This window comes from Streptomyces sp. NPDC001668 (assembly GCF_042893155.1).
Taxonomy (GTDB): Bacteria; Actinomycetota; Actinomycetes; order Streptomycetales; family Streptomycetaceae; genus Streptomyces.
In genome coordinates this window covers 74698-96897 of record NZ_JBIAUQ010000022.1, presented here as the reverse complement: position 1 = coordinate 96897, position 22200 = coordinate 74698, and the positions used below count along the sequence as shown (strand labels likewise).

The following is a 22200-nucleotide window of genomic DNA, read 5'->3' as shown; positions in this document are numbered from 1 at the left end:
GCTTCAGGCGGAGCCCGGCACCACCAGACCCGTCTCGTACGCGCAGATCACCGCCTGCACCCGGTCCCGCAGCCCCAACTTGCCCAGCACATTGCTGACATGGGTCTTCACCGTGTGCTCGCTCACGAACAGCGTCGTGGCGATCTCCGCGTTGGACAGGCCCCTCGCCAGCATCCGCAGGATCTCCATCTCCCGGGCCGTCAGGACGTCCAGGCGGTCGGGGGCGGGCCCGGTGGCGGTTTCCTCGTGGCGGCGGCGCACGATGTCCGCGACCAGGCGGCGGGTCACGGCCGGCGCGAGCAGCGAATCACCGCCCGCGACCACGCGGACGGCGTGCACGAGGTCGTCCCGGCGCACGTCCTTGAGGAGGAAGCCGCTGGCTCCGGCGTACAGCGCGTCGTACACGTACTCGTCGAGGTCGAACGTGGTCAGCATGACCACCCTGCAGCTGGACTGGGCGCACACCCGGCGGGCCGCCTCCAGGCCGTCCATGACGGGCATCCGGATGTCGAGGAGCAGTACGTCCGGCGTGTGGCGGCGCACCGCGTCCACCGCCTCGGCGCCGTCCCCGGCCTCGGCGACCACCTCGATGTCCTGCTGCGCCTCGAGGATCATGCTGAAGCCGCTGCGGACCAGTTCCTGGTCGTCGGCGACGACCACCCGGATGCTCACCCCAGGGCCGCTTCCCGCTCCGCGGTGACGGGCAGCCGTACGACGACCCGGAAGCCGCCCTGCGGACCGGGCCCGGTCTCGGCGCTGCCCCCGCAGGCGGCCGCGCGCTCCCTGAGGCCGATCAGCCCGTGTCCGCCGCCCGTGCCCGCAGGGCCGCCGCCGTCGTCGGTCACCGTGAGGGTCAACTCGTCCTCCGACCAGTCGAGTTCCACCTGTGCGCAGGAAGCGTACGCGTGCTTCACCGTGTTGGTCAGGGCTTCCTGCACCGCGCGGTAGGCGGCGACCTCGGTGTCCGGGGGCAGCGGACGCGGCCTGCCCCGGGTGGTCGACTCGACCCGCAGTCCGGTCGACTCGGAGACCTGCCGGACCAGGGACGGGAGCCCGGACAGGTCCGGCTGAGGCAGCCGGGTGGCGCCGCTGCGTCGCTCCTCCTCCTTCAACACACCGAGAATTCGCCGTAGTTGGGCCATGGCGTCCCGGCCGCTGGTGGCGATCGCGTCGAACGCGGCCTCGGCGCGGGCCGGATCACTGCGCACCACGACCGGTCCGGCCTCCGCCTGGACGACCATCAGGCTCACCGCGTGCGCGAGGATGTCGTGCATGTCCCGGGCGATCCGGGAGCGTTCCTGGGCGATGGCCCGCGCGGTCTCCGCGGCCCGCTCCCGTTCCAGCCGGCGGGCGCGGTCCTCGACGGCGGCGGTGTACGCGCGCTGGACGCGGGCCAGCACGCCGAGGCCGTAGGCGCAGATCATGCCGGTGACGTGGAAGGCGTACTCGAAGGGCTCGGAGTGCTCCTTGTGCTGCATGGTCAGCACGGCCCCGAGCAGCCAGCTGGCCAGCATGCTGCGGCGCTGCCAGGGCAGGCCCACGGCGGCCATGGTGTACAGGACGACGAACCCGCCGTAGAGCACGTCGGGCGGCGGTGCGTGGTAGTACGCCATCGCCGTGGTGGCCGCCGAGACCGCCAGCGCGCTCGCGTAGGGGAAGCGGCGCCGCCAGACCAGCGGGACGGCGGTGGCGGCCCCCAGCAGCCAGCCCACCAGGCTCAGCGGGTCGTCCCCCTCGTCGGGGAACATCCACTGGAGAGACGCGGCGAACAGCACCAGCACGGCGAGCGCGCCGTCGACGACGTACGGGTTCGTCGTCCTCAGTCGGGTCAGTGCGGGGGCGTACCAGGACCGTGCGGCGGGCATGAGCGGCTCCTCGGGGCCGGGGCCGTTCCAGTATCACGAGGGCGCAGGGGGCGGGACCTCACCGGTGCGAGGGATATCCGGCGCCGGGCCGGGAGCGTGATCGCGGGTTGTGGTCCCGGGCACGGGGTCCCGAGCGGTGCGAGCCGCATCGCGGGGATTAGCAGGGTGGGGGCGTAAGAGGTACGTGCGGCGGGGGCCAGCGGCTGGGCATCGACTCGGTGCCGCGGGGCCTCACCGGTACGAGGGGCATCCGGCGCCGGGCACGGGAGTGTTCGCGGGCTGTCGGTCCAGGGACCGGGGATCTGGGGCGCCGCGGGGGCCGGCAGGGGAAGTGCCGGCAACACGACGCCGACGCGGCCGTGACCTCACCGGTGCGAGGGGCATCCGGCGCCCGGGGGTCCCGGGCGCCACGCGCCGCATCGCCGGGATCAGCCAGTGGGCGTTGCAGCGACACGACCCCGACGCGGCCGTGGCCTCGCCGGTGCGAGGGGCATCCGGCGCCCGGGGGTCCGGGCGCCACGCGCCGCCGGGATCAGCCAGTGGGCGTTGCAGCGACACGACGCCGACGGGGCCGTGGCCTCGCCGGTGCGAGGGGCATCCGGCGCCGGGGGGGCCGGGCGCCACGCGCCGCATCGCCGGGATCAGCCAGTGGGCGTTCCAGGGACACGACCCCGACGCGGCCGTGGCCTCACCGATGCGAGGGATGTTCCGTCCCCGAGTGGGGCGTGACCGCGGGCTGCCAGCCCAGCGCCCGGGAGATGCCGAGCGCCGCGAGCCGCACCGCGGGGATCAGGACCGGTACCTGCGCGTCGTCCTGGGGTACGACGACGGAGACGGCGGCGGTCACCGAGCCGTCCGGTCCGCGCACCGGGGCGGCCACCGAGAGGGCGTCGTCGGTGACCTGACGGCTGCTCACGGCCACGCCGGTGCGCCGGACCTCGGCCAGGACCCGGCGCAGCCTCGCCGGTTCGGCGAGGGTGTACGGCGTGAACACGGCGAGCGGGGCCGCGCAGTACTCCTCCTGCTCCCGCGGCTCGCAGTGCGCCAGCAACACCAGGCCGACCCCGGTGGCGTGCAGCGGCCAGCGCGCCCCGACCCGGATGTGCACGCCGACCGAGGAACGCCCCGAGATCCACTCGATGTAGACGACGTCCGAGCCGTCCCGCACCGCCAACTGCACGTTCTCGTGGGTGGCCTCGTACAGGTCCTCCAGATACGGCAGCGCCAGCTGGCGGAGCGCCACCCCGCGCGGCGCGAGCGCGGCGACCTCCCACAGGCGGAGCCCCACGTGGTAGACGCCGGCCTCGTCCCGTTCCAGCGCGCCCCAGTCGGTCAGCGCGCCCACCAGCCGGTGCGTGGTGGTCAGGGTCAGCCCGGCCCGCCGGCTGATGTCGGTCAGGGACAGCGCCGGGTGGTCATGGTCGAACGCGGCGAGCACGGACAGCAGCCGGTCCGGCGCGGAACGCACGGTCATGGCTGGTCGGCGACTCTCAGCAGGAGGGCCTGGAGCGTCTCGCGTTCGGCGGCGTCCAGCGGGGCGAGCAGGTCGTTGGTGACCCGTCGGCCGGCCTCGTCGGTGCCGCGCAGGAAGGCCCGGCCGTTCTCGGTGAGCATGACGATCTTGCTGCGCCGGTCGTCGGGGGAGGGGCGGCGTTCGGTCAGGCCCAGTTTCTCCAGGTCGTCGACCAGGCCGACGATCGCGCTGGGGTCGTAACCGAGCCGGGTGCTCAGCTCCCGCTGGAGGGCGCCCTCGGAGCCGGCGAGATACCGCAGCACCGCGTAGTGCCGCAGCCTGAGGCCCGACTCCTGGAGGAACGTGTTGAAGAGCTGACCCGAGCGCAGACCCAGGCGGTACAGCAGGTAACCGGTGTCCGCGTGCAGCCCGCGCATCCACGGCTCCTCCGAGTCGATGGGCTTCGGGGTGACGTGCTGGCGTGTGATGGCGGGCTCCTCGTGCTCGGTGTGTCAGGGAGATTCCAGCATGACGCACCCGAAGGTCGCCAACAACTATTGACGTCACCAATTATTGCTCTTAGCTTCGATCTCGTAGCCGCACCCCATGTGAACCCATGTGAAGGGACCCGCTCGTGCCCAGCATCGATCTCACCGGCAAGGTCGCCGTCGTCACCGGCAGCGGCCGGGGCCTCGGCCTCGCCTACGCGCACGCCCTCGCCGCCCACGGCGCCTCCGTGGTCGTCAACGACGTCGACGAGGCGGTCGCCGAGCAGGCCGTGAAGTCCATCACCGAGGCGGGCGGCACCGCCGTCGCCGAGGTCGTCCCGGTCGGCACCACCGAGGCCGCCGAGCGCCTGGTCAACCGGGCCGTGGAGGAGTTCGGACGACTGGACGTCCTGGTCACCAACGCCGGCATCCTGCGCGACAAGGTGCTGTGGAAGATGACCGACGACGACTTCGACGCGGTGATCGCCACCCACCTCAAGGGCACCTTCACCTGCGCCCGCGCCGCCGCGGTCCGGATGCGCGAGCAGGGTGAGGGCGGCTCCCTGATCCTGGTCGGCTCCCCGGCCGGGCAGCGCGGCAACTTCGGGCAGACGAACTACGCCGCCGCCAAGGCCGGCATCGCCGCCTTCGCCCGCACCTGGTCCATGGAGCTGGGCCGCGCGAACATCACCGTCAACGCGATCGTGCCGGTCGCGGCCACCGCGATGACCGAGACCATCCCCGCCTTCGCCCCGTACATCGAGGCCATGCGGAACGGTGAGCCGCTGCCGGACTTCCTGCGCAAGGGCGAGGGCTTCGGCACCCCCGAGGACTGCGCGGCCCTCGTCCCCTTCCTCGCCTCCGAGGCCGCCCGGGGCATCACCGGGCAGGCGATCGGCATCGGCGGCGACAAGGTGGCACTCTGGTCCCATCCGCAGGAGATCAAGACGGCCTACGCCGACGGCGGCTGGACCCCCGAGACCCTGGCCGACGCCTTCCCCACGTCGGTCGGCGCCGAACTGCAGACCGTCGGCATCCCGGCACCGAAGCTTCCGGAGGCGTGATGGAGACCCCCGCCAGGCCCCCCATGAGCGTCGACGACCTGGTCGCCATCGACGTGCACACCCACGCGGAGGTCTCCTCCAAGGGCCACTCCTCGCTGGACGACGACCTGCACGACGCCTCATCCGCCTACTTCAAGGTCGAGGGCAAGCGGAAGCCCACCCTGGAAGAGACGGCCGCGTACTACCGCGAGCGGAAGATGGCCGCCGTGATCTTCACGGTGGACGCCGAGTCCGCGACCGGCACCGCGCCGGTCCCGAACGAGGAGGTCGCCGAGGCCGCGGCCGCCAACTCCGACGTGCTGATCCCCTTCGCCTCCATCGACCCCTTCCGCGGCAAGGCGGGCGTCAAGCAGGCCCGCCGCCTGGTCGAGGAGTACGGGGTGAAGGGCTTCAAGTTCCACCCCAGCATCCAGGGCTTCTTCCCCAACGACAGGGCAGTGGCATACGACCTCTTCGAAGTGATCGAGGAGACGGGCACGATTGCCCTCTTCCACACGGGTCAGACGGGCATCGGCGCCGGGGTCCCGGGCGGCGGGGGAATCAGGTTGAAGTACTCCAACCCCCTCCACGTCGACGACGTCGCCGCCGACTTCCCGCACCTCAAGATCATCCTGGCGCATCCGTCCTTCCCCTGGCAGGACGAGGCCCTCGCCGTCGCCACCCACAAGCCGGGCGTCCACATCGACCTGTCCGGCTGGTCGCCGAAGTACTTCCCGCCGCAGCTCGTGCAGTACGCGAACACCCTGCTCAAGGACAAGGTCCTCTTCGGCTCCGACTTCCCCGTCCTCACCCCCGACCGCTGGCTCGCCGACTTCGAGAAGCTGTCGATCAAGGACGAGGTGAAGCCGAAGATCCTCAAGGAGAACGCCGCCCGTCTGCTCGGGCTGACCAAGCCATAAGGGGCCCCAGATGCGCAACGAGGGACTGGGTTCGTGGCCCGCACGCCGGGCCCGCAAGACCCCGCACCGCACCGCCCTGATCCACGGCGACACGACACTGTCGTACGCCGATCTGCACATCCGTGTCACCCGCCTCGCGCACGCCCTGCGCGCCCGGGGCATCCGGCGCGGCGACCGGGTCGCCTACCTCGGCCCCAACCACCCCTCCTACCTGGAGACGCTGTTCGCGGCCGGCACCCTCGGCGCGGTCTTCGTGCCCCTCAACACCCGCCTCGCCGGACCGGAGATCGGCTACCAGCTCTCCGACTCCGGGGCCAGGGCGCTGGTCTACGCCCCCTCGCACGCGGGGCTCGTCGCCGGACTGCCGGGCAGCACCGACGTGCGGACGTACGTCGAAGTCGGCGCCGAGTACGAGCAGTTGCTCGCCGAGTCGCCGGCCGAGCCGATCGACGAGCCGGTGCTGCCGGACGACACCTGCATCATCATGTACACCTCGGGCACCACAGGGCGTCCCAAGGGCGCCATGCTCACCCACGGCAACCTGACCTGGAACGCGATCAACGTCCTCATCGACCACGACCTGCTCGCCGACGAACGCGCCCTGGTGTCCGCCCCGTTGTTCCACACGGCGGGGCTGAACATGCTGACGCTCCCGGTGTTGCTCAAGGGCGGGACCTGCGTCCTGGTCGAGGCCTTCGACCCGAACGCGACCTTCGACCTGATCGAACGCCACCGGATCACCTTCATGTTCGGGGTGCCGACGATGTTCGAGCAGGTGGCGCGGCACCCGCGCTGGGCGGACGCGGACCTGTCGTCGCTGCGGATCCTCACCTGCGGCGGCTCACCGGTGTCGACGCCTCTCATCGCCGCGTACCAGGAGCGCGGGCTCACCTTCCTCCAGGGCTACGGCATGACGGAGGCGTCCCCCGGGACCCTGTTCCTGGACGCCGAACACGCGATCAGCAAGGCGGGGTCGGCGGGCGTACCGCACTTCTTCAGCGACGTCCGGGTCGTCCGGCCGGACCTCGCGCCCGTCGACACCGGCGAGACCGGCGAGGTCGTGCTCCGCGGCCCGCACGTCATGCCCGGCTACTGGGGGCTGCCCGAGGAGACCGCGGCCTCCTTCGCGGACGGCTGGTTCCGCAGCGGGGACGCGGCCCGCGTCGACGAGGACGGCTACGTCTTCATCGTCGACCGCATCAAGGACATGATCATCTCCGGTGGGGAGAACATCTACCCCGCCGAGATCGAGGACCTGCTCCTCGGCCATCCGGACATCGCCGAGTGCGCGGTCATCGGCGTCCCGGACGACAAGTGGGGCGAGGTGCCGCGGGCGGTCGTCGTCCCCCGCGAGGGCGCCACGCCCGACCCCGACGAGATCCTGGCCTCCCTGGCCGGCCGGCTCGCCAAGTACAAGATCCCCAAGTCGGTGGTGGTCGCGGACGAACTCCCGCGCACCGCCTCCGGAAAGCTCCTCAAGTCCCGGGTGCGCAAGCGCTACGGCTCCGACTCCTAGACAAGGACAGCTACATGAGCGTCACCGTGAACGGCCTCGACGAACTGAAGAAGCTCGCCGGCAGCGACCTCGGCACCAGCGAGTGGATCGAGGTCACCCAGGAGCGCGTCAACACCTTCGCCGACGCCACCGGCGACCACCAGTGGATCCACGTGGACCCCGAGAAGGCCGCGGCGGGCCCCTTCGGCGCCCCCATCGCGCACGGCTATCTCACCCTCTCCCTGTTCATCCCGCTCTTCACCGAGCTCCTCGACGTCCAGGGCGTCAGCACGAAGGTCAACTACGGCCTGAACAAGGTCCGTTTCCCCTCCCCGGTGAAGGTGGGCTCCCGCATCCGTCTCGTCGCCAAGCTCACCGACGTCGAGGAGGTCCCGGGCGGTGTCCAGATCACCGTCGACGGGGCGATCGAGATCGAGGGCGGGGCGAAGCCGGCGGCGGTGCTGCAGAGCCTTTCCCGGTTCTACGCCTAGAAAGTGCCATGCGGAGGCAGTGGGCAACTGCGCGACCGTTGTGGCTGGTCGCGCAGTTCCCCGCGCCCCCTTCGGGGCGCTTGCCTCAGCCGGTGACGTCGACGAAGACCGGGTTGGAGTAGAACCACGTGTCCGCCCACGGGTCGCCGTTGCCGGGCTCGTGCGGAATCGGCCCGTGCGGGTCGACCGAGGCACCGAGGTACCCGGCACCGTGCCGCTTCCCGTCACTGCCGCGCAGCCGGACGTAGAACGACTCGTCCCCGGCGGTCAGCGGGATACGCAGGGTGTACGTCCCCTTGCGCCCGGACACGTCCTTCGTCTGTACGACCCTGGTGTCGGGCGCCTGCCAGCCGTCCCGGTCGCTCACCGGACCGCGCACCGCGCCCCGGATCACGTCCACGTGCGCCAACTCGGGCAGGATTCCCTGGGGGTTGGGGCGCGAGGCGCTGGTGACGGTGACGTACAGCGTGATCCGCTCGCCCTTGCGGACCCGCAGCCGCCCGCCCAGGGTGACCCCGCGGCCCGGGTCGCAGTCCCGCTTCACGCGCACGTCGAGTCCGTCGAGCAGATGCCCGTGGTCCACCCAGACCCGGCCCGCCCGCAGGCCCGCCATGACCGAGCGGTAGCCGTAGCGGGTCACTCCGACGTGGGTGCGGCTGAACTCGCCGGGCCAGAAGTCGCTGCCGGGCTGCGGGGTGTCGGTGTTCACCGGGTCGGGCAGCTTGCCGGTGTTGTCGAAGTTCTGCCCGGCCGGCCAGTCGCCGTTCTTCCAGGTGTCGAAGACGGTGCGGTGGTTGTCGGAGTTCGTGGTGATCGAGAACAGGCTGCCTTCGGCCAGCATCGAGTCCCACAGCCCGCCGACGGTCGCCGTCGCCCAGTCGAAGCCGCCGTACGTCAGATACGCGTCCGCGGGATAGCCCGACCAGGACTGCGCCGAGGGCTTGTTCTCGTACTCGCCGCGGATCGAGGTCGCCCCGCGCCAGCCGGGGATCGCCGCACCCTGGGCACCCGGGGCGCCCTCCATGCCGATCATGATCTCGGGGGCCGCGTCGCGCCAGTTGCGCAGCTCGTGCGGGGAGTCGATGCCGAGGCGCAGCGGGTGGTTGGCGAGCACCAGGACGTCGTCCACGTAGCCCGAACGGCGCTGCTCCGCCAGCCACTTGATCGCCTTGACGGCGTGGGCCTCGTTGCGCGCGGTGTCGGCCGCGCCCGCGGATCCCTCGGTGTAGTTCAGCAGCTTGCCGTCGTAGGCCAGCTCGAACTGCGTGAGCAGGTCGGTCTCGTGGGGCCCGGGAGCCGCGAACACCGTGCAGTGCTCGGCGGCCGGGATGTACCACTCCAGGCCCTGGAAGATCAGCTGACGAGGGTTCTCCGCGCGGGCCTTGACGATCTCCGCGTGCTCCAGCTCGGCGCCGTAGTGGGCGTGTCCGAAGTTGGAGTGCTCGTTGAAGACCATCCAGTCGAGGCCGTACTTCGCGGCGGCCTTCGCCTGCTGGGAGAAGGTGTACTTGGCGTCGTGGCTGTACACGGAGTGCACATGGTGGTCGCCCACCAGGTAGGCCAGGCGCGGGTCCTCGCCGCCGAAGCCGGGGCGCCGCGAGGAGGCCAGCGCGGGGGTCGCCGCCGAGCCGAGGGCGAACGCGGCCCCGAACAGGCCGGCGCGGCGCAGGAGTCCGCGTCTCGACACGCCCTGCGCGTCGAGGTCGGCGGGATGGACGGAGGGGTCGGCCCAGGAGGGCAGCTGCTGCTCGGTCATGGTGGTCCCAGTCGGGTGAGTCGGTTCAGTGCGTCATGAAGGAGGAGACGGGCAGCGCCCGCGACACGATCCGGACATCACCGAGCCGGCCGTGGAAGATCTGGTCGATCTTGTCCGCGTAGGTGTAGCCGCCCAGCAGCCAGGGCGCGCCGACCGAGGTGATCCCGACGGCCGATGCCTTCGGGTTGCGGACCACCGGGCAGCCCTGGACGTACAGCGTGGTGTGCTTTCCGTCGTTGACGACGGCGAGGTGCCACCAGGTCTCCAGCGGCGTCTCCTGGCCCCAGTTGGTGGCGATGCCCTGCTGGTTGAGCGGGCGCATGGCCCACTGCGGCTCACGGTCGTTCGACAGCGACAGCGTGGCGAGCGGCTCGTCGGGGTCGTCCGCGGTCTTGCCCGCGGCGCCGCCCGTGCCCCGTCGGCTGACCAGTCCCGCCCAGGCGTTGTGGTCCGGGTCCCAGTCGGCGGGCATGCGGTAGAACACCTCGATGGTGTAACCGTCCTTGAAGACCGCCGAGTTGAGGGGCGCCTTGTCGACCGTCTGGAGGTACGCGCCCTTGAGCGGCGACTTGTAACCCTGGAACTCCAGGCTGCCGTGGCCCGGCTGGTCGGGGTGGTGGTCCGCGGACCAGCCGAGCGAGCCACCGCCCACCGACACCACGGTGAGGTCGTTGCCGCGGCCCGACAGGTCACGGACCGTGCCGTCGACCGCCGAATCGAACCGCCAGTAGGCGGCCGTACCCGGTATCAGCATCGTCGACACCGGACGCGCCGGACGCGCGGGCACCGGGTCGAACCCGGCGAAGCGCTGCTCGAAGTCGATGTCGACCGAGAAGCGGTCGGCGTCGCCGCTGAGTTCGATCTCCTGCCGCTCCAGCTCGTTGAGCCCCTTGGCGGCCCGGCCGAGGATCCACGGGGAGACCGTCTCCACGTCGATCACACCGCGGTCGAGGTCGAAGCGGTACAGGCGGATCATGGCCGCGCCGCCGAAGTACCGGTTCTGGTAGTTCGTCAGGTGCAGGTGAACGTCGTTGCCCGCCGCGTTCTTCAGGGTCGCCCGGCCGGCCGGCCAGTAGTGGCCGTTGAGGGTGAGGAAGATCTGGTCGTGGTCCTTGACCAGCTTGTCCCACAGCTGCTGACCGTAGTCCGACAGGGTGTCGTCCTCGACGACCAGCTCGTGCGTGGTCAGGACGACCGGGGTCTTCGGGTGGGCGGCCAGGACGCTCTTCGCCCAGGCGTACCCCTGGTCCGACAGCCGCCAGTCCAGGGCGAGCACCATCCACTCGCGGCCCGCGGCCTTGAACAGGTGGTACGTGTTGTAGCCGTCCGGCGAGGCACCGCCGAAGGTCTTGTGCCCCTTGAACCGGTCGGGCCCGAACGTGTCCAGGTACGGCGTAGCGCCGCGCTGGTCGGTGGTGGACGACTTCACGTCGTGGTTGCCGGCGAGGACGCTGTAACCGACGCCCCGCCGGTCGAGCAGCCGGAACGCGTCGCCGATCGCGGCGAACTCGGCCACCGCGCCGTTCTGCGTGAGGTCGCCGAGGTGGGACAGGAAGACGATGTTCTCGTCCTTGCCGTGCTCCAGCAGATACCGCAGCGAGGCCTCGAAGGGCGCCTTGTCGATGCTCGGCCCGTCGAAGAGGTACTGGGTGTCGGGCATGACGGCGAGTGTGAAACGCCGGCTCTCCGTGTCGGGACGCCAGGACGGACCGGAGGCGGCCTCGGCCACCGCGGGCAGCGCGACCCCGGCCGTGGCGGCCGCGCCCAGCAGTGCCGTCGCGCGCAGGAAACTGCGCCGTCCGGCACCGGCCTGCGCGGCCTCGGCCTCGCTCTGGTTGTGGTCATGCGAAGTACACACGTGTGCTCCGTAACAAGGGGAAGTCGTAAGGGGGTTCAGAGCGCGCGCAGGGTCCAGCTCCAGCGGTGGACGCCCGGCGCGACGAGATAGGAGGCGAAGGTGTCGGGGCCGCACGAGGCGGTGCCGAGGCCGCGGTGGGCCGCGTCGATGTGCACCACGCAGCCGGCCCGCGGGGTGAGTTCGTCGTGGTGTGCCGCCCCGGCGAGGTCCGCGGCGCGATAGCGGGTCACGGCGACCTGGCGGGGTTCGTCCAGGACGACCGTGAGGCCGGTGGCGTCCGGCGCGGAGAGCGTGAAGTGCCGGACACCGTGCCGGCCGCCGCTCTCCTGCGGGCGCAGATAGGGGGTGAACAACGCGTCCACGGGCACCGCGTGATGGCCGACCGGCGCCCCGAAGCTGCGGTCCGGATAGGACTCCCAGGGGCCCTGTCCGTACCACTCCATCAGGTCGAGCCCGGCGACGGTCTCGAACACGGAGCCGACCCGTGCCACGTCGTGGAGCTCCTCCGGCAGCTCGGCCGACTCCTCGACGTGGATTCCGCCCTCGACGGCGGTGAGGACCTGCACATGGCGGACGACGCCGGCGTCACAGGCGTACTCGGCACGGACGGTGACCCGTCCGGAGGTCTGCCGGATGTGCGCGACCTTCCGCACCAGCGTGTCGAGACCCCAGCCACGCCAGCGCGGTGCCATACCGCCCAGTTCGTCGTTGTCGGTGGGCGCCCGCCACAGCGAGAGCGTGGGGGCCGAGGTGAGCAGCGGGTGGACCAGGAGTCCGTCGTCGTCGACCTTGACGGAACGATTCCGCACGGGCGCGGGAGCCTGCGGCACCGCCTCCCGCAGCCTGACCTGCGGCACGCACACCACCGTGCCGCGCGGCGCCCAGGGCTCGTCCTCCGCGGTCGTCACCCGCAGCGTCAGCCACGCCTCGCCGCCGTCCTCGGGCAGTTCGAACGGCAGCGGTACGGCCGCCGTCTCGCCGGGCCGCAGATCGGGCAGCTCTGCGGGCGCGGTCAGGGTCCGGCCGTCGGCCAGCGACAGCTCCCACTCGCCGGCCAGCCAGGCCAGGCCCCGGAAGTGCTGGTGGTTGCCGAGCACGATGCCCTCGTGCCGGAAGCACTCGATGCGCACCGGCGCCGCGATCTCCCGGTGCTCGTACATCACCGGCTTGGGCGTGCGGTCGGGGAAGACCACACCGTCCGCGATGAAGGCACCGTCGTGGTCGGGCTCGCCGAAGTCGCCGCCGTACGCCCAGCGATGTCCGGGCGCGGCGACACCGTTGTCATAGAGCCCGGCGCCCCCACGCCCGACCGGTCTGCCGTCGTTCACACGCTGGAGAATGCCGTGGTCCCAGAACTCCCAGATGAACCCGCCCTGAAGACCTGGCGTTGACTCGATGGCCGCCCAATGGTCCGCGAGCGTGCCGTTACTGTTGCCCATGGCGTGCGAGTACTCGCACCAGATCAGCGGCTTGGTCTGCCGTCCGGAGAGCGCGTGCTCGACGCACTCCTCCAGCGAGGCGTACATGGGGCAGGCGATGTCGGTGGCGTCGCCGCTCGCCGCCCAGTCCAGCTTCGCGGCCCCCTCGTACTGGACCGGGCGCGTCGGATCGTGCCGGCGCACCCATCCGGCGGCCGCGTCGTGGTTGGCCCCGTAGTCGGACTCGTTGCCGAGCGACCAGATGATGACCGACGGGTGGTTCTTGTCCCGGAGCACCATCCGCGAGACCCGGTCCACGAAGGCGTTCACATAGCGCGGGTCGTCGGCGATCTCGTGGGCGTGGTCGTGCGACTCGATGTCCGCCTCGTCGACGACGTAGAAGCCGAGCTCGTCGGCCAGGTCGTACAGGGAGGGGTCATTGGGGTAGTGCGAGGTACGGATCGCGTTGAACCCGAAGCGCTTCAGCGTGACCAGGTCGGCGCGCATGTCGTCGCACGACACCGTCCGCCCGGTCAGGGGGTGGAAGTCGTGCCGGTTGACGCCCCGGACGAACACCCGCTCGCCGTTGACCAGCAGGTCCCGGCCGGCGATCTCGACGTCCCGGAAGCCGATCCGGTGCCGTGAGGTGTCGGCGACCGTGCCGTCGGCGCGGTGCAGCCGGACGGTGAGGTCGTACAGCTCGGGCGTCTCGGCGTTCCAGGTGCGCACGCCCGTTACGGTCGTGCGGATCCTGGCCTCGCCGAGGAAGTCGGAGACCCGCTCGTCCTCGGCGTTGAACCGGTCGAACTCGGCGTCCTGCGCGAGCTCGAGACCGTCCAGCTCCCCGCTGACGTACCACCCCCCGGGCAGCGCGCCCCGCGCGTCCCGCACCCGGCAGTCGACCCGCAGCGAGCCGTCGAAGGACGCCCGTACGGTCACGTCCGCCAGATGCAGCGGATCCGTCGCGTACAGCAGCACCGACCGGGTGATCCCGCCGTGCCACCACTGGTCCTGGTCCTCGATGTGCGAGGCGTCCGACCATTTGACGACGGTCAGCCGTACGACGGCCCGCTCGCCGGCGCGGACCAGTCCCGTCAGATCGAACTCGGCCGCCAGGTGGGAGTCCTTGGAGATCCCGACGGGCCGCCCGTCGACATGGACGAGCAGGACGCTCTCGGCGGCCCCGACCTGGAGCACGATCCGGCGTCCGGCCCACTCGGCGGGGACGTCGACCTCACGCTCGTACACGCCCGTGGGATTCGCCGCAGGGGAGTGCGGCGGGAACTCCGGGAACGGCATGCGGACGTTGAGGTACCGCGGCAGGTCGTCCGTGCCCTGCATCGTCCAGACGCCGGGGACGTGGGCCGACGACCAGGGACCGCCGACCGGCGCGTCCGGAGCTGGCAGCAGCTGGAAACTCCAGTCGCCGTCCAGGGGGAGTGCTCCGGAGCGCCGGTCGACGGCGTTCATGGGCAGCCGCCCCCAGGAGGTCACCTCGGGTGCCTCCCAGGGGCGCAGGGCCAGGAGGGGATCGGTGGGACGGGGTGCGTCGGTCATGACCGTTCCGGGGTCGGAGGTGCGGTGGGTGGCGCCGGGGCGTGGCAGGACGGTCCGTGGCCGTGCAGGACCCGGCCCTGCAGGCCCCAGGCCGGGTCGACGGGGACGCCGAGCCGGTCCAGGACGGTGGGAGCGATGTCGATGAGACGCGGTGTGTCGAGCCGGGTGCCGCCGGGCAGGCCGGGCTCGGCCAGGACGACGAACACCTCGCGCTCGGCGCGGGTGTCGCCGCCGTGGCCGCCGGTGTCGAGGTGCCCGTGGTCCGTGGTGACCAGCACGGTCCAGCGCTCCCGCGCGCGGGCCGGGTCCGAGCGCCGGGCGTCGATGGCCGCAAGGAGCCATCCGAGGTGGGTGTCCTGGGTGAGCAGGGCCCGGTCGTAGGCGGGGCTGTGCGGGCCCGTGGCGTGGGCGGCCTCGTCGGTGGCGCCGAAGTACACGAACACGGCGTCGGGATCCTCCTGGCTGAGCCAGCGCTCCGCGGTGCGGGCCACGAGGCGGTCCGCGGTGTCGTATCCGTCCGTCTCGCCGTCGTAGCGGACCCGTCGGCCGATGGCGGGGCCGAGGGTGCCGCGCCGGATCAGCTCCGGCCAGGACACCACCGCCGCGGTGCGCAGCCGGCGCCGGGCGGTGCCGGCCCGGGTCAGGAAGTCGGGGTAGCCGGCGTAGTCGGCCCCGGCGAAGTCGTTGCCGCGCACGCCGTGCCGGTCGGGCCAGACCCCGGTCAGCACGCTCGACCAGCCGGGCCCGGAGTCGGTGTAGGCCATGCTGGTGGACGGCCCGTCCGGGGCCTGGCCGTCCGCCTCGCCGTAGGGCAGCAGGCTGGTGCCGTGGGCGCCCGCCGCCATCAGGCGGTGCAGGACGGGCGCCGTGGCCGTCGCACGGGACAGCAGGTCGTAGCGCAGCCCGTCCATGCCCACCACGAGCACCTTGCCGATGGTGTGGCTCACCGCCCACCCCTTTCTCCTGGCTGTGGGTGGGCCGGTCCGGACTTGGTGCAGGTTGTCCTGGCCTGTGGCCTGGCCGGGGCGGGGTGTTCCGTCCGGCCGTGGGGCGGTGCACTGGTTGTGTGGGCGCGGCGCGGGCCGTCCCTGCTGACGACGAGCACGTTGCCGATGGTGTGGCTCACCGCCGACCCCTTTTCTCGCGGCTGTGGGTGGGCCGGTCCGGGCTCGGTGGAGGTTGTTCTGGGGTGTGGTCTGGCCGGGGCGGGGTGGTCCGCGCGGCCGTGGGGCGGTGCACCGGTTGTGTGGGCGCGGCGCGGGCCGTCCCTTCTGACGACGAGCACTTTGCCGATGGTGTGGCTCACCGCCCACCCCCCTTTCTCCCGGCACCGGGTCAGGTGCCCTGGACCGCTCCCTCGGTGGCGCCCGCGATGAACCCGCGGGCGAAGATGCTGAACACGATGACCAGCGGGAGCGCCGCCATCAGCACACCGGCCATGACCATGCTGTAGTCGGTGGTGTGGCCGACGTTGAGCTGGGCGAGCTCCACCTGGAGGGTCACGTGGCCCGGGTCGGTGAGCACGACGAGCGGCCAGATGTAGTCGTTCCAGCAGTTGACGAAGGCGTAGATGGCGAGGAACGACAGCGCGGGCCTGATCATCGGCAGGGCGATGTTCCAGTACTGGCGGAAGAACCCGGCGCCGTCGATGCGCGCGGCGTCGAGGAGTTCGTCGGGCACGCCGTTCTGGATGTACTGGTGCAGCCAGAAGATGCCGAAGGCGTTGGCGAGGGACGGCAGGGCCAGCGCCTTGAGCATGCCCACCCAGCCGATCTTCGACATCAGGATGAACTGCGGCAGGATCGCCAGCTGGAGCGGCAGCATCATGAACAGCAGCAGCGTGCCGAAGAGGATCTTGCGCCCGGGGAAGTCGAACTTGGCGAAGGTGAAGGCCGCCAGGGAGTCGATGAACAGCACCAGGGCGGTGGTGACGGTCGCGACCATCACCGTGTTGAGCATCGACCCGAAGAAGTCGATGGTGTTGAGCACATGCCGGATGTTCTCCAGCAGGTGCGAGCCGAAGGTGAACTTCGGCGGGCTCTTGTAGATGTCCTGCGTGGTGTTGGTCGCCATGACGATCGTCCACGCGAACGGGAAGACCGAGATCAGGACGGCCACGGTGAGGATGATGTGCGCGGTGAGGCCCTTGGGGCGGCGAAGTCGCCTGCCGCCCGTGGCCGGCCGCGCGGTGTCGACCGCGGTCATGCCTTCCTCCCTCGTGTGGTGATGCGCCAGTTGACGGCGACGAGGATGATGATCAGTACGAAGAAGGCCCACACGATGGCCGCGCCGTAGCCGTAGTCGTTGTTGAGGAAGGCCGACTGGTAGAAGTACAGCAAGGTCGTCAGGCCCGCCTGGCCCGGGCCGCCGAGGTTGGCGTTGGCGGCGTTGCTGGCGAACAGGACCTGCGGTTCGCTGAAGCTCTGCAGGCCGTTGATGGTCGAGATGATGACCGTGAACAGGATGATCGGCCGCATGATCGGGATGGTGATCTGGAAGAAGGTGCGGATGGGGCCCGCGCCGTCCATCTTCGCCGCCTCGTAGATCGAGCCCGGGATCGCCTGGAGACCGGCCAGATAGATGATCATGTTGTAGCCGGTCCACTGCCAGGTCATCAGCAGCGAGATGACCACCTTGATCAGCCACGGGTTGCTCAGCCACGGCACCGGCGAGATGCCGACCACGCCGAGAATCGCGTTGACCAGACCGAAGTTGTTGCTGAACACCGCGCCGAAGAAGATCGCCACGGCGACGATCGAGGTCACGTTCGGCACGTACAGCGCGATGCGGTAGAAGCCCTTGAAGCGGCGCACCGAGTGCAGCAGCGTCGCCAGCATCAGGGCGCCGAAGAGGGTCGGCACGGTGGACAGCACCCAGATCACCAGGGTGTTGCGGATCGACAGCCAGAAGACCGGGTCGTCCCACAGGAACCGGAACTGCTGGAGCCCCACGAACTGCATGGTGCCCATGCCGTCCCAGCGCTGGAAGGCCAGGTACAGGGAGTAGAAGACGGGGAAGAACGAGAACGCGGCGAAGATCAGGTAGAACGGCGAGATCGCCAGGTACTGCCGCCAGTACGACAGCACCCCGCGCCGCTTGGGCCGAGCGATACCCACGGGCGTCGCGCGCCGCGGGCGGAACCGGGCCGGGCCCGGCCCGCCGAGGCGCTGTGGCACCTCGGCGGAACCGGTGACCGGAGGTGACGTCACCTCAGCTCACCCCCTGCCGCCGGGCGATCTGCTTGGCCTGGCTGACCGCGTCCTTCCAGGCGTCGTCGGGCTTCTTGCCCTTGGCCTCGATGTTGGTCAGTTCCGTCTTGTACGGGGCCATGACAGCGGCGTCGGCCGGGGCCTCGTAGGCGAGCGGAACGGCCTTGGCGGCAGGACCGAACACCTCGATGATCTTCTGTCCGCCGAAGAAGGCGTCGGGGCCCGTCATGGCCGGCGTGGTGTAGGCGGCCGGGGCGGCGGGGAAGATGGCGGCGTCGGTGAAGCCGCGGGCGTCGTTGGCGGGGCTGAGGATCCAGCTGATGATCTTGAACGCCTCTTCGGGGTTGCGGCACTGCTTGGGCAGGGCCAGGTAGGAGCCGCCCTGGTTGGCCGGTCCGACCGGCATCGCGCACACCCGCCACTTGCCCTTGGTCTGCGGGGCGGCCTGCTCGATGTCCAGCGCGTGCCAGGCCGCGCCGAGCTCGGTGAGGAGGGTCTTGCCGATGGCGGCGTTCCAGGTGTTGTCGTTGATCTTGGCGTCGAGGCCGAGGGTGTAGGGGCGTACCGACGTGGTCCACGCGGCGCGGATGTGGTCGCCGTCGCCGATGAAGTGGTTGTCCTTGTCGATGAACCGCTGGGTGCCCTGGCCGACGGTCATGTCGAACATCGAGCCGAGGTTGTTGATCAGATAGGTGCCGGGGTTCTTCTTCTGCAGCTCGACGCCGAGCTGGAAGTAGTCCTCCCAGGTCTTGACCAGGGCGGCGACCTTGGCGGGGTCGGTGTCCACCCCGGCCTTGGCGAAGAAGTCCTCGCGGTAGAAGAGCGCGGTGGGGCCGATGTCGATCGGGAAGCCGATCTGCTTGCCGTCCTCGGTCTGGGCGAGCTTGGTCTTCCAGTCCAGGTACTGCGGCGCGAGCTTCTTGAAGCCGAGGTCGTTGAGGTCGAGGAAGCGGTTGGCGTTGGGCAGGAAGGACGCGATGTCCTCGCCCTTGATGCCGGTGATGTCGGGCACGGAGGTGCCCGCCGCGAGGGTGGTGGTGAGCTTCTGCTTGAAGTCGCCGCCGATGGACGCCGTGGTCAGCTTGATCTCGCTGCTGAAGTGGGTCTTCGCCTCCGCGACCACCTTGTCGCTGAGCGCGCCGCCCCAGTACCACAGGGTGAGGTTCTTGCCGTTCTTGGTGCCGCCCGAGCCCGAGCCGCCGCCGCAGGCGACGGTCAGTCCGGAGGCGGCCGCGGTGAGCGCGGCGGCCTGGAGGAAGCCTCTACGTGAAAGGTCCACGGGTCACTCCTGTTGTTCCTGTTCGTGGTGCTGAGGGGCGTGGGACTGTGGGGGCGTTGTGAGGGTCAGTGGTGCCGGGGCGGGGTGACCGGGGCGTGGCGCACCGGCGGGCCGACGTCCGCCGGCAGGCGGTCGGCCAGGAAGCCGTACGCCTTGCGCAGGTCGGGGTCGGTCAGGGAGCGCCACCAGCGGTCGACGCCGTACCAGCCGGGGGCCGCGAGGGCGCCCCCGTGGTGCCGGACGGAGAGTCCGGCCGCGAGGACGGCGAACCGCAGCCGTTCCTCCAGCGGCCAGCCGCCCAAGGAGGCGGCGACGAACGAGGCGCCGAAGACGTCACCGGCGCCCGTCGCGTCCAGGACGTCGACGGGGAGGGCCGGGACCTCCGCGTACTCGCCGGTCATCTGGTCGACGGCCACCGCGCCGTCACCGCCGCGGGTGACGACCGCGACCGGCACCAGTTCGGAGAGCGTGCCGAGGGCCGCGACCGCGCTGTCGGTGCGGGTGTAGGCCATCGCCTCGGTCTCGTTCGGGAGGAAGGCGTGGCACAGGGCGAGCTGCTCCAGCAGGTCCTTCGACCACTCCTGGGTGGGGTCCCAGCCGACGTCCGCGTAGATCTGCGTGCCGTTGGCGGCGGCCTTGGAGAGCCAGGCGCGGGGCTCGGCCTCCAGGTGGACGAGGGCCGTACGCGCCTCGGGCGGGTCACCCATCAGCGCGTCCTGGGAGTACGGCGGTTCCTGCCCGTGGGTGACCAGGGCCCGGTCGTGGCCGGCGGCCAGGGAGACGGTGACCGGGGTGGGCCAGCCGTCCGCGGTGCGGGAGAGCGAGAGGTCGATGTCCTCCTGGTCGCACAGCACGTCCCGGCAGTACTCGCCGTAGAAGTCGTCGCCGAAGGCCGCCGCCAGCCAGGTGCGCAGACCGAAGCGGGACGCGGCGACCGCCAGGTTGGCGATGCCGCCGGGGCCGCAGCCCATGCCGGCCGTCCAGATCTCCTCTCCGGGCGTCGGCGGCTTCCCGAGGCCGGTGAGGACGAGGTCGTAGAAGAGCAGCCCGGTCAGGAGCACGTCGGGCCTGTCGTCGTCCACGCGAAGAGCCTCTCGTCAAAACTCGTCAATTTCGATGACGGGAATCGTGCGCTGATCCGCGAGATTGGTCAATACCCGAGCAGAACTGAGCATGGATTTGATTGAAGATGACGAGTAGTGTTCACGCCGTGCTGGCAGAACGACGACACCAACTCATCCTGCGGGCCCTGCGCTCCGGTGGCCCCGCATCCGTGACCGATCTCTCCGAGCAGCTGGGTGTGAGCCCTGCCACTATCAGGCGAGACCTGGTCAAACTGGAGGAAGACGGGCTGCTCACGCGCGTGCACGGCGGCGCCGTCGTGGAGGAGGGCGACCAGCCCTTCGCCGAGGTCGCCGAGGTGCGCGTGGCCGAGAAGGACGCCATAGCCGAGCGGGCCGCCGCCATGGTCGCCGACGGCCAGTCCGTGCTGCTGGACATCGGCACCACCGCCTACCGGCTGGCCCGCCAGCTGCACGGCCGTCGCCTCACGGTGATCACCAGCAACCTGGTGGTCTACGAGGAGCTCGCCGACGACGAGGGCATCGAGCTGGTGCTGCTCGGCGGCATGCTCCGCCGTGAGTACCGCAGCCTGGTCGGCTTCCTCACCGAGGACAACCTGCGCCAGCTGCACGCCGACTGGCTCTTCCTCGGCACCAGTGGAGTGCGCCCCGGTGGGCAGGTGATGGACACGACGGTCGTCGAGGTTCCGGTGAAGCGAGCCATGATCAAGGCCGGCGACAAGGTCGTCCTGCTCGCCGACGCCGCCAAGTTCCCGGGTACGGGCATGGCGAAGGTCTGCGATCCCGAGGACCTGGACGTGGTGGTCACGAACGCTCCGGCCGACCCGGTGACCCGCTCCTCCCTGGAGGAGGCGGGCGTCGAGGTGGTCGAGGCAGGAAAGGTGCAGAAGTGAAGCTGACGATTCTGGGCGGCGGCGGGTTCCGCGTGCCGCTCGTGTACGGCGCCCTCCTGGGCGACCGCGGCGAGGGCAGGGTCACCGAGGTCGTGCTGCACGACCTGGACGCCGGCCGGCTCTCCGCGGTGACCCGGGTCCTCGCCGAGCAGGCCGCCCGCGTCGAGGACGCCCCACGGGTGAGCGCCACGACCGACCTCGACGAGGCCCTGCGCGGCGCCGACTTCATCTTCTCGGCGATCCGCGTCGGCGGTCTCGAGGGCCGTGCCGACGACGAGCGGGTGGCCCTCGCGGAGGGCGTGCTCGGCCAGGAGACGGTCGGCGCGGGCGGCATCGCCTACGGCCTGCGCACCGTGCCCGTGGCCGTCGACATCGCCCGCCGGGTGGCGCGCCTCGCCCCCGACGCCTGGGTCATCAACTTCACCAACCCGGCGGGACTGGTCACCGAGGCCATGTCCCGCCACCTCGGCGACCGCGTCATCGGCATCTGCGACTCCCCGGTCGGCCTCGGCCGCCGCATCGCGCGCGTGCTCGGCGCCAACCCCAACGAGGCCTGGATCGACTACGTCGGCCTCAACCACCTCGGCTGGGTCCGCGGCCTGAAGATCGCCGGCCGGGACGAGCTGCCGCGCCTGCTCGCCGACCCCGACCTGCTCGGCTCCTTCGAGGAGGGCAAGCTCTTCGGCGTCGACTGGCTCCAGTCGCTGGGCGCGATCCCCAACGAGTACCTGCACTACTACTACTTCAACCGCGAGGCCGTCCGCGCCTACCAGCAGGCCGAGAAGACCCGCGGCGCCTTCCTCGCCGACCAGCAGGCCCGGTTCTACGACGAGGTCGGCACCCCTGGTGTGAAGGCGCTGGACGCCTGGGACCGCACCCGCGCCGAGCGCGAGGCCACCTACATGTCCGAGAACCGGGAGACGGCCGGCGCCGGCGAGCGCGACGCCGACGACCTCTCCGGCGGCTACGAGAAGGTCGCCCTCGCCCTGATGCGGGCCATCGCCCGCGACGAGCGCACCACCCTGATCCTCAACGTCCGCAACCAGGGCACGCTCTCGGTGCTCGACGGCGACGCCGTCATCGAGGTGCCCTGCCTGGTCGACGCCAACGGCGCCCACCCGGTCTCCGTCGCCCCGCTGCCCGACCACGCCACCGGCCTGGTCTGCTCGGTCAAGGCGGTCGAGCGCGAGGTGCTGGCCGCCGCCGAGTCGGCCTCGCGCACGACCGCGGTGAAGGCCTTCGCGCTGCACCCGCTGGTCGACTCCGTCAATGTGGCCCGCAAGCTGGTCGAGGGCTACACCTCCGTGCACCCGGGGCTCGCGTACCTTAAGTAGCGACGGGTTCCGGAAAGCGCTTTCTAAGACGCTGTCCCACTCTTCCCAGCTCGCCCTCT

The 22200-nt window shown here is 71.0% G+C and carries 18 protein-coding genes; 6 read left to right on the top strand and 12 right to left on the bottom strand.

Annotation, left to right across the window (positions count from 1 at the left end):
* Positions 1-3: 3 nt before the first annotated feature.
* The 4 genes from ACFYZ8_RS41815 to ACFYZ8_RS41800 all read right to left on the bottom strand — a co-directional run bounded on the left by ACFYZ8_RS41815 (position 4) and on the right by ACFYZ8_RS41800 (position 3755).
* A complete protein-coding gene (locus ACFYZ8_RS41815) occupies positions 4-672 on the bottom strand; it encodes a response regulator (protein ID WP_388532221.1) in 669 nt (222 codons plus the stop codon).
* Positions 669-1865: a sensor histidine kinase gene (locus ACFYZ8_RS41810; RefSeq protein ID WP_388532223.1), complete on the bottom strand. Its 1197-nt coding sequence runs from the start codon at positions 1863-1865 to the stop codon at positions 669-671. The genes ACFYZ8_RS41815 and ACFYZ8_RS41810 overlap by 4 nt, the downstream gene beginning before the upstream one ends.
* Positions 1866-2553: 688 nt before the next feature.
* A complete protein-coding gene (locus ACFYZ8_RS41805) occupies positions 2554-3339 on the bottom strand; it encodes an IclR family transcriptional regulator (RefSeq protein WP_388532225.1) in 786 nt (261 codons plus the stop codon).
* The gene (locus ACFYZ8_RS41800) at positions 3336-3755 is read right to left on the bottom strand and encodes a MarR family transcriptional regulator (RefSeq protein WP_359029787.1); all 420 of its coding nucleotides are present in this window, start codon (positions 3753-3755) and stop codon (positions 3336-3338) included. Before ACFYZ8_RS41800 ends, ACFYZ8_RS41805 begins: the two co-directional genes overlap by 4 nt.
* Before the next feature lie 197 nt (positions 3756-3952).
* Here ACFYZ8_RS41800 and ACFYZ8_RS41795 point away from each other — a divergent pair, with 197 nt between their 5' ends.
* From ACFYZ8_RS41795 to ACFYZ8_RS41780, 4 genes are read left to right on the top strand one after another with little or no spacing between them, the layout of a single operon-like run.
* On the top strand, positions 3953-4870 hold the full coding sequence (locus tag ACFYZ8_RS41795) for an SDR family NAD(P)-dependent oxidoreductase (RefSeq protein ID WP_388532227.1): 918 nt from the start codon (positions 3953-3955) through the stop codon (positions 4868-4870).
* 23 nt (positions 4871-4893) lie between these two features.
* Entirely contained in the window at positions 4894-5769 is an 876-nt protein-coding gene (locus ACFYZ8_RS41790; protein ID WP_388533706.1) for an amidohydrolase family protein, read from the top strand.
* A 10-nt stretch (positions 5770-5779) separates the two neighbouring features.
* On the top strand, positions 5780-7285 hold the full coding sequence (locus tag ACFYZ8_RS41785) for a long-chain fatty acid--CoA ligase (protein WP_388532228.1): 1506 nt from the start codon (positions 5780-5782) through the stop codon (positions 7283-7285).
* A 14-nt stretch (positions 7286-7299) separates the two neighbouring features.
* Positions 7300-7755, top strand: a complete 456-nt coding sequence (locus ACFYZ8_RS41780) for a MaoC family dehydratase (RefSeq protein ID WP_355732506.1) — start codon at positions 7300-7302, stop codon at positions 7753-7755.
* Between the two features lie 85 nt (positions 7756-7840).
* Here ACFYZ8_RS41780 and ACFYZ8_RS41775 read toward each other — a convergent pair whose 3' ends face one another.
* From ACFYZ8_RS41775 to ACFYZ8_RS41740, 8 genes are all read right to left on the bottom strand, one after another.
* On the bottom strand, positions 7841-9511 hold the full coding sequence (locus ACFYZ8_RS41775) for a PHP domain-containing protein (protein WP_359029791.1): 1671 nt from the start codon (positions 9509-9511) through the stop codon (positions 7841-7843).
* A 25-nt stretch (positions 9512-9536) separates the two neighbouring features.
* Positions 9537-11369 carry a LamG-like jellyroll fold domain-containing protein gene (locus tag ACFYZ8_RS41770; protein WP_388532232.1) on the bottom strand — a complete coding sequence of 611 codons (1833 nt, stop codon included), beginning with the start codon at positions 11367-11369 and terminating at the stop codon, positions 9537-9539.
* A 35-nt stretch (positions 11370-11404) separates the two neighbouring features.
* Positions 11405-14344, bottom strand: a complete 2940-nt coding sequence (locus ACFYZ8_RS41765; RefSeq protein WP_388532234.1) for a glycoside hydrolase family 2 TIM barrel-domain containing protein — start codon at positions 14342-14344, stop codon at positions 11405-11407.
* The gene (locus ACFYZ8_RS41760; RefSeq protein ID WP_388532236.1) at positions 14341-15291 is read right to left on the bottom strand and encodes an alkaline phosphatase family protein; all 951 of its coding nucleotides are present in this window, start codon (positions 15289-15291) and stop codon (positions 14341-14343) included. Before ACFYZ8_RS41760 ends, ACFYZ8_RS41765 begins: the two co-directional genes overlap by 4 nt.
* A 388-nt stretch (positions 15292-15679) precedes the next feature.
* Positions 15680-16549 (bottom strand): carbohydrate ABC transporter permease, encoded by an 870-nt coding sequence (locus tag ACFYZ8_RS41755; RefSeq protein WP_388532238.1) that lies wholly within the window; start codon positions 16547-16549, stop codon positions 15680-15682.
* Complete coding sequence (locus ACFYZ8_RS41750) at positions 16546-17430, bottom strand: carbohydrate ABC transporter permease (protein WP_388533708.1); 885 nt, start codon at positions 17428-17430, stop codon at positions 16546-16548. The genes ACFYZ8_RS41755 and ACFYZ8_RS41750 overlap by 4 nt, the downstream gene beginning before the upstream one ends.
* 124 nt (positions 17431-17554) lie before the next feature.
* Positions 17555-18832: an extracellular solute-binding protein gene (locus tag ACFYZ8_RS41745; RefSeq protein WP_359029796.1), complete on the bottom strand. Its 1278-nt coding sequence runs from the start codon at positions 18830-18832 to the stop codon at positions 17555-17557.
* Between the two features lie 65 nt (positions 18833-18897).
* Complete coding sequence (locus ACFYZ8_RS41740) at positions 18898-19914, bottom strand: carbohydrate kinase family protein (protein ID WP_359029797.1); 1017 nt, start codon at positions 19912-19914, stop codon at positions 18898-18900.
* A gap of 128 nt (positions 19915-20042) precedes the next feature.
* Between ACFYZ8_RS41740 and ACFYZ8_RS41735 the strand changes: the two genes are divergently transcribed.
* Entirely contained in the window at positions 20043-20807 is a 765-nt protein-coding gene (locus tag ACFYZ8_RS41735) for a DeoR/GlpR family DNA-binding transcription regulator (protein WP_359029798.1), read from the top strand.
* Positions 20804-22141 carry a 6-phospho-beta-glucosidase gene (locus tag ACFYZ8_RS41730; RefSeq protein WP_359029799.1) on the top strand — a complete coding sequence of 446 codons (1338 nt, stop codon included), beginning with the start codon at positions 20804-20806 and terminating at the stop codon, positions 22139-22141. The genes ACFYZ8_RS41735 and ACFYZ8_RS41730 overlap by 4 nt, the downstream gene beginning before the upstream one ends.
* The last annotated feature ends 59 nt before the right edge of the window (positions 22142-22200 follow it).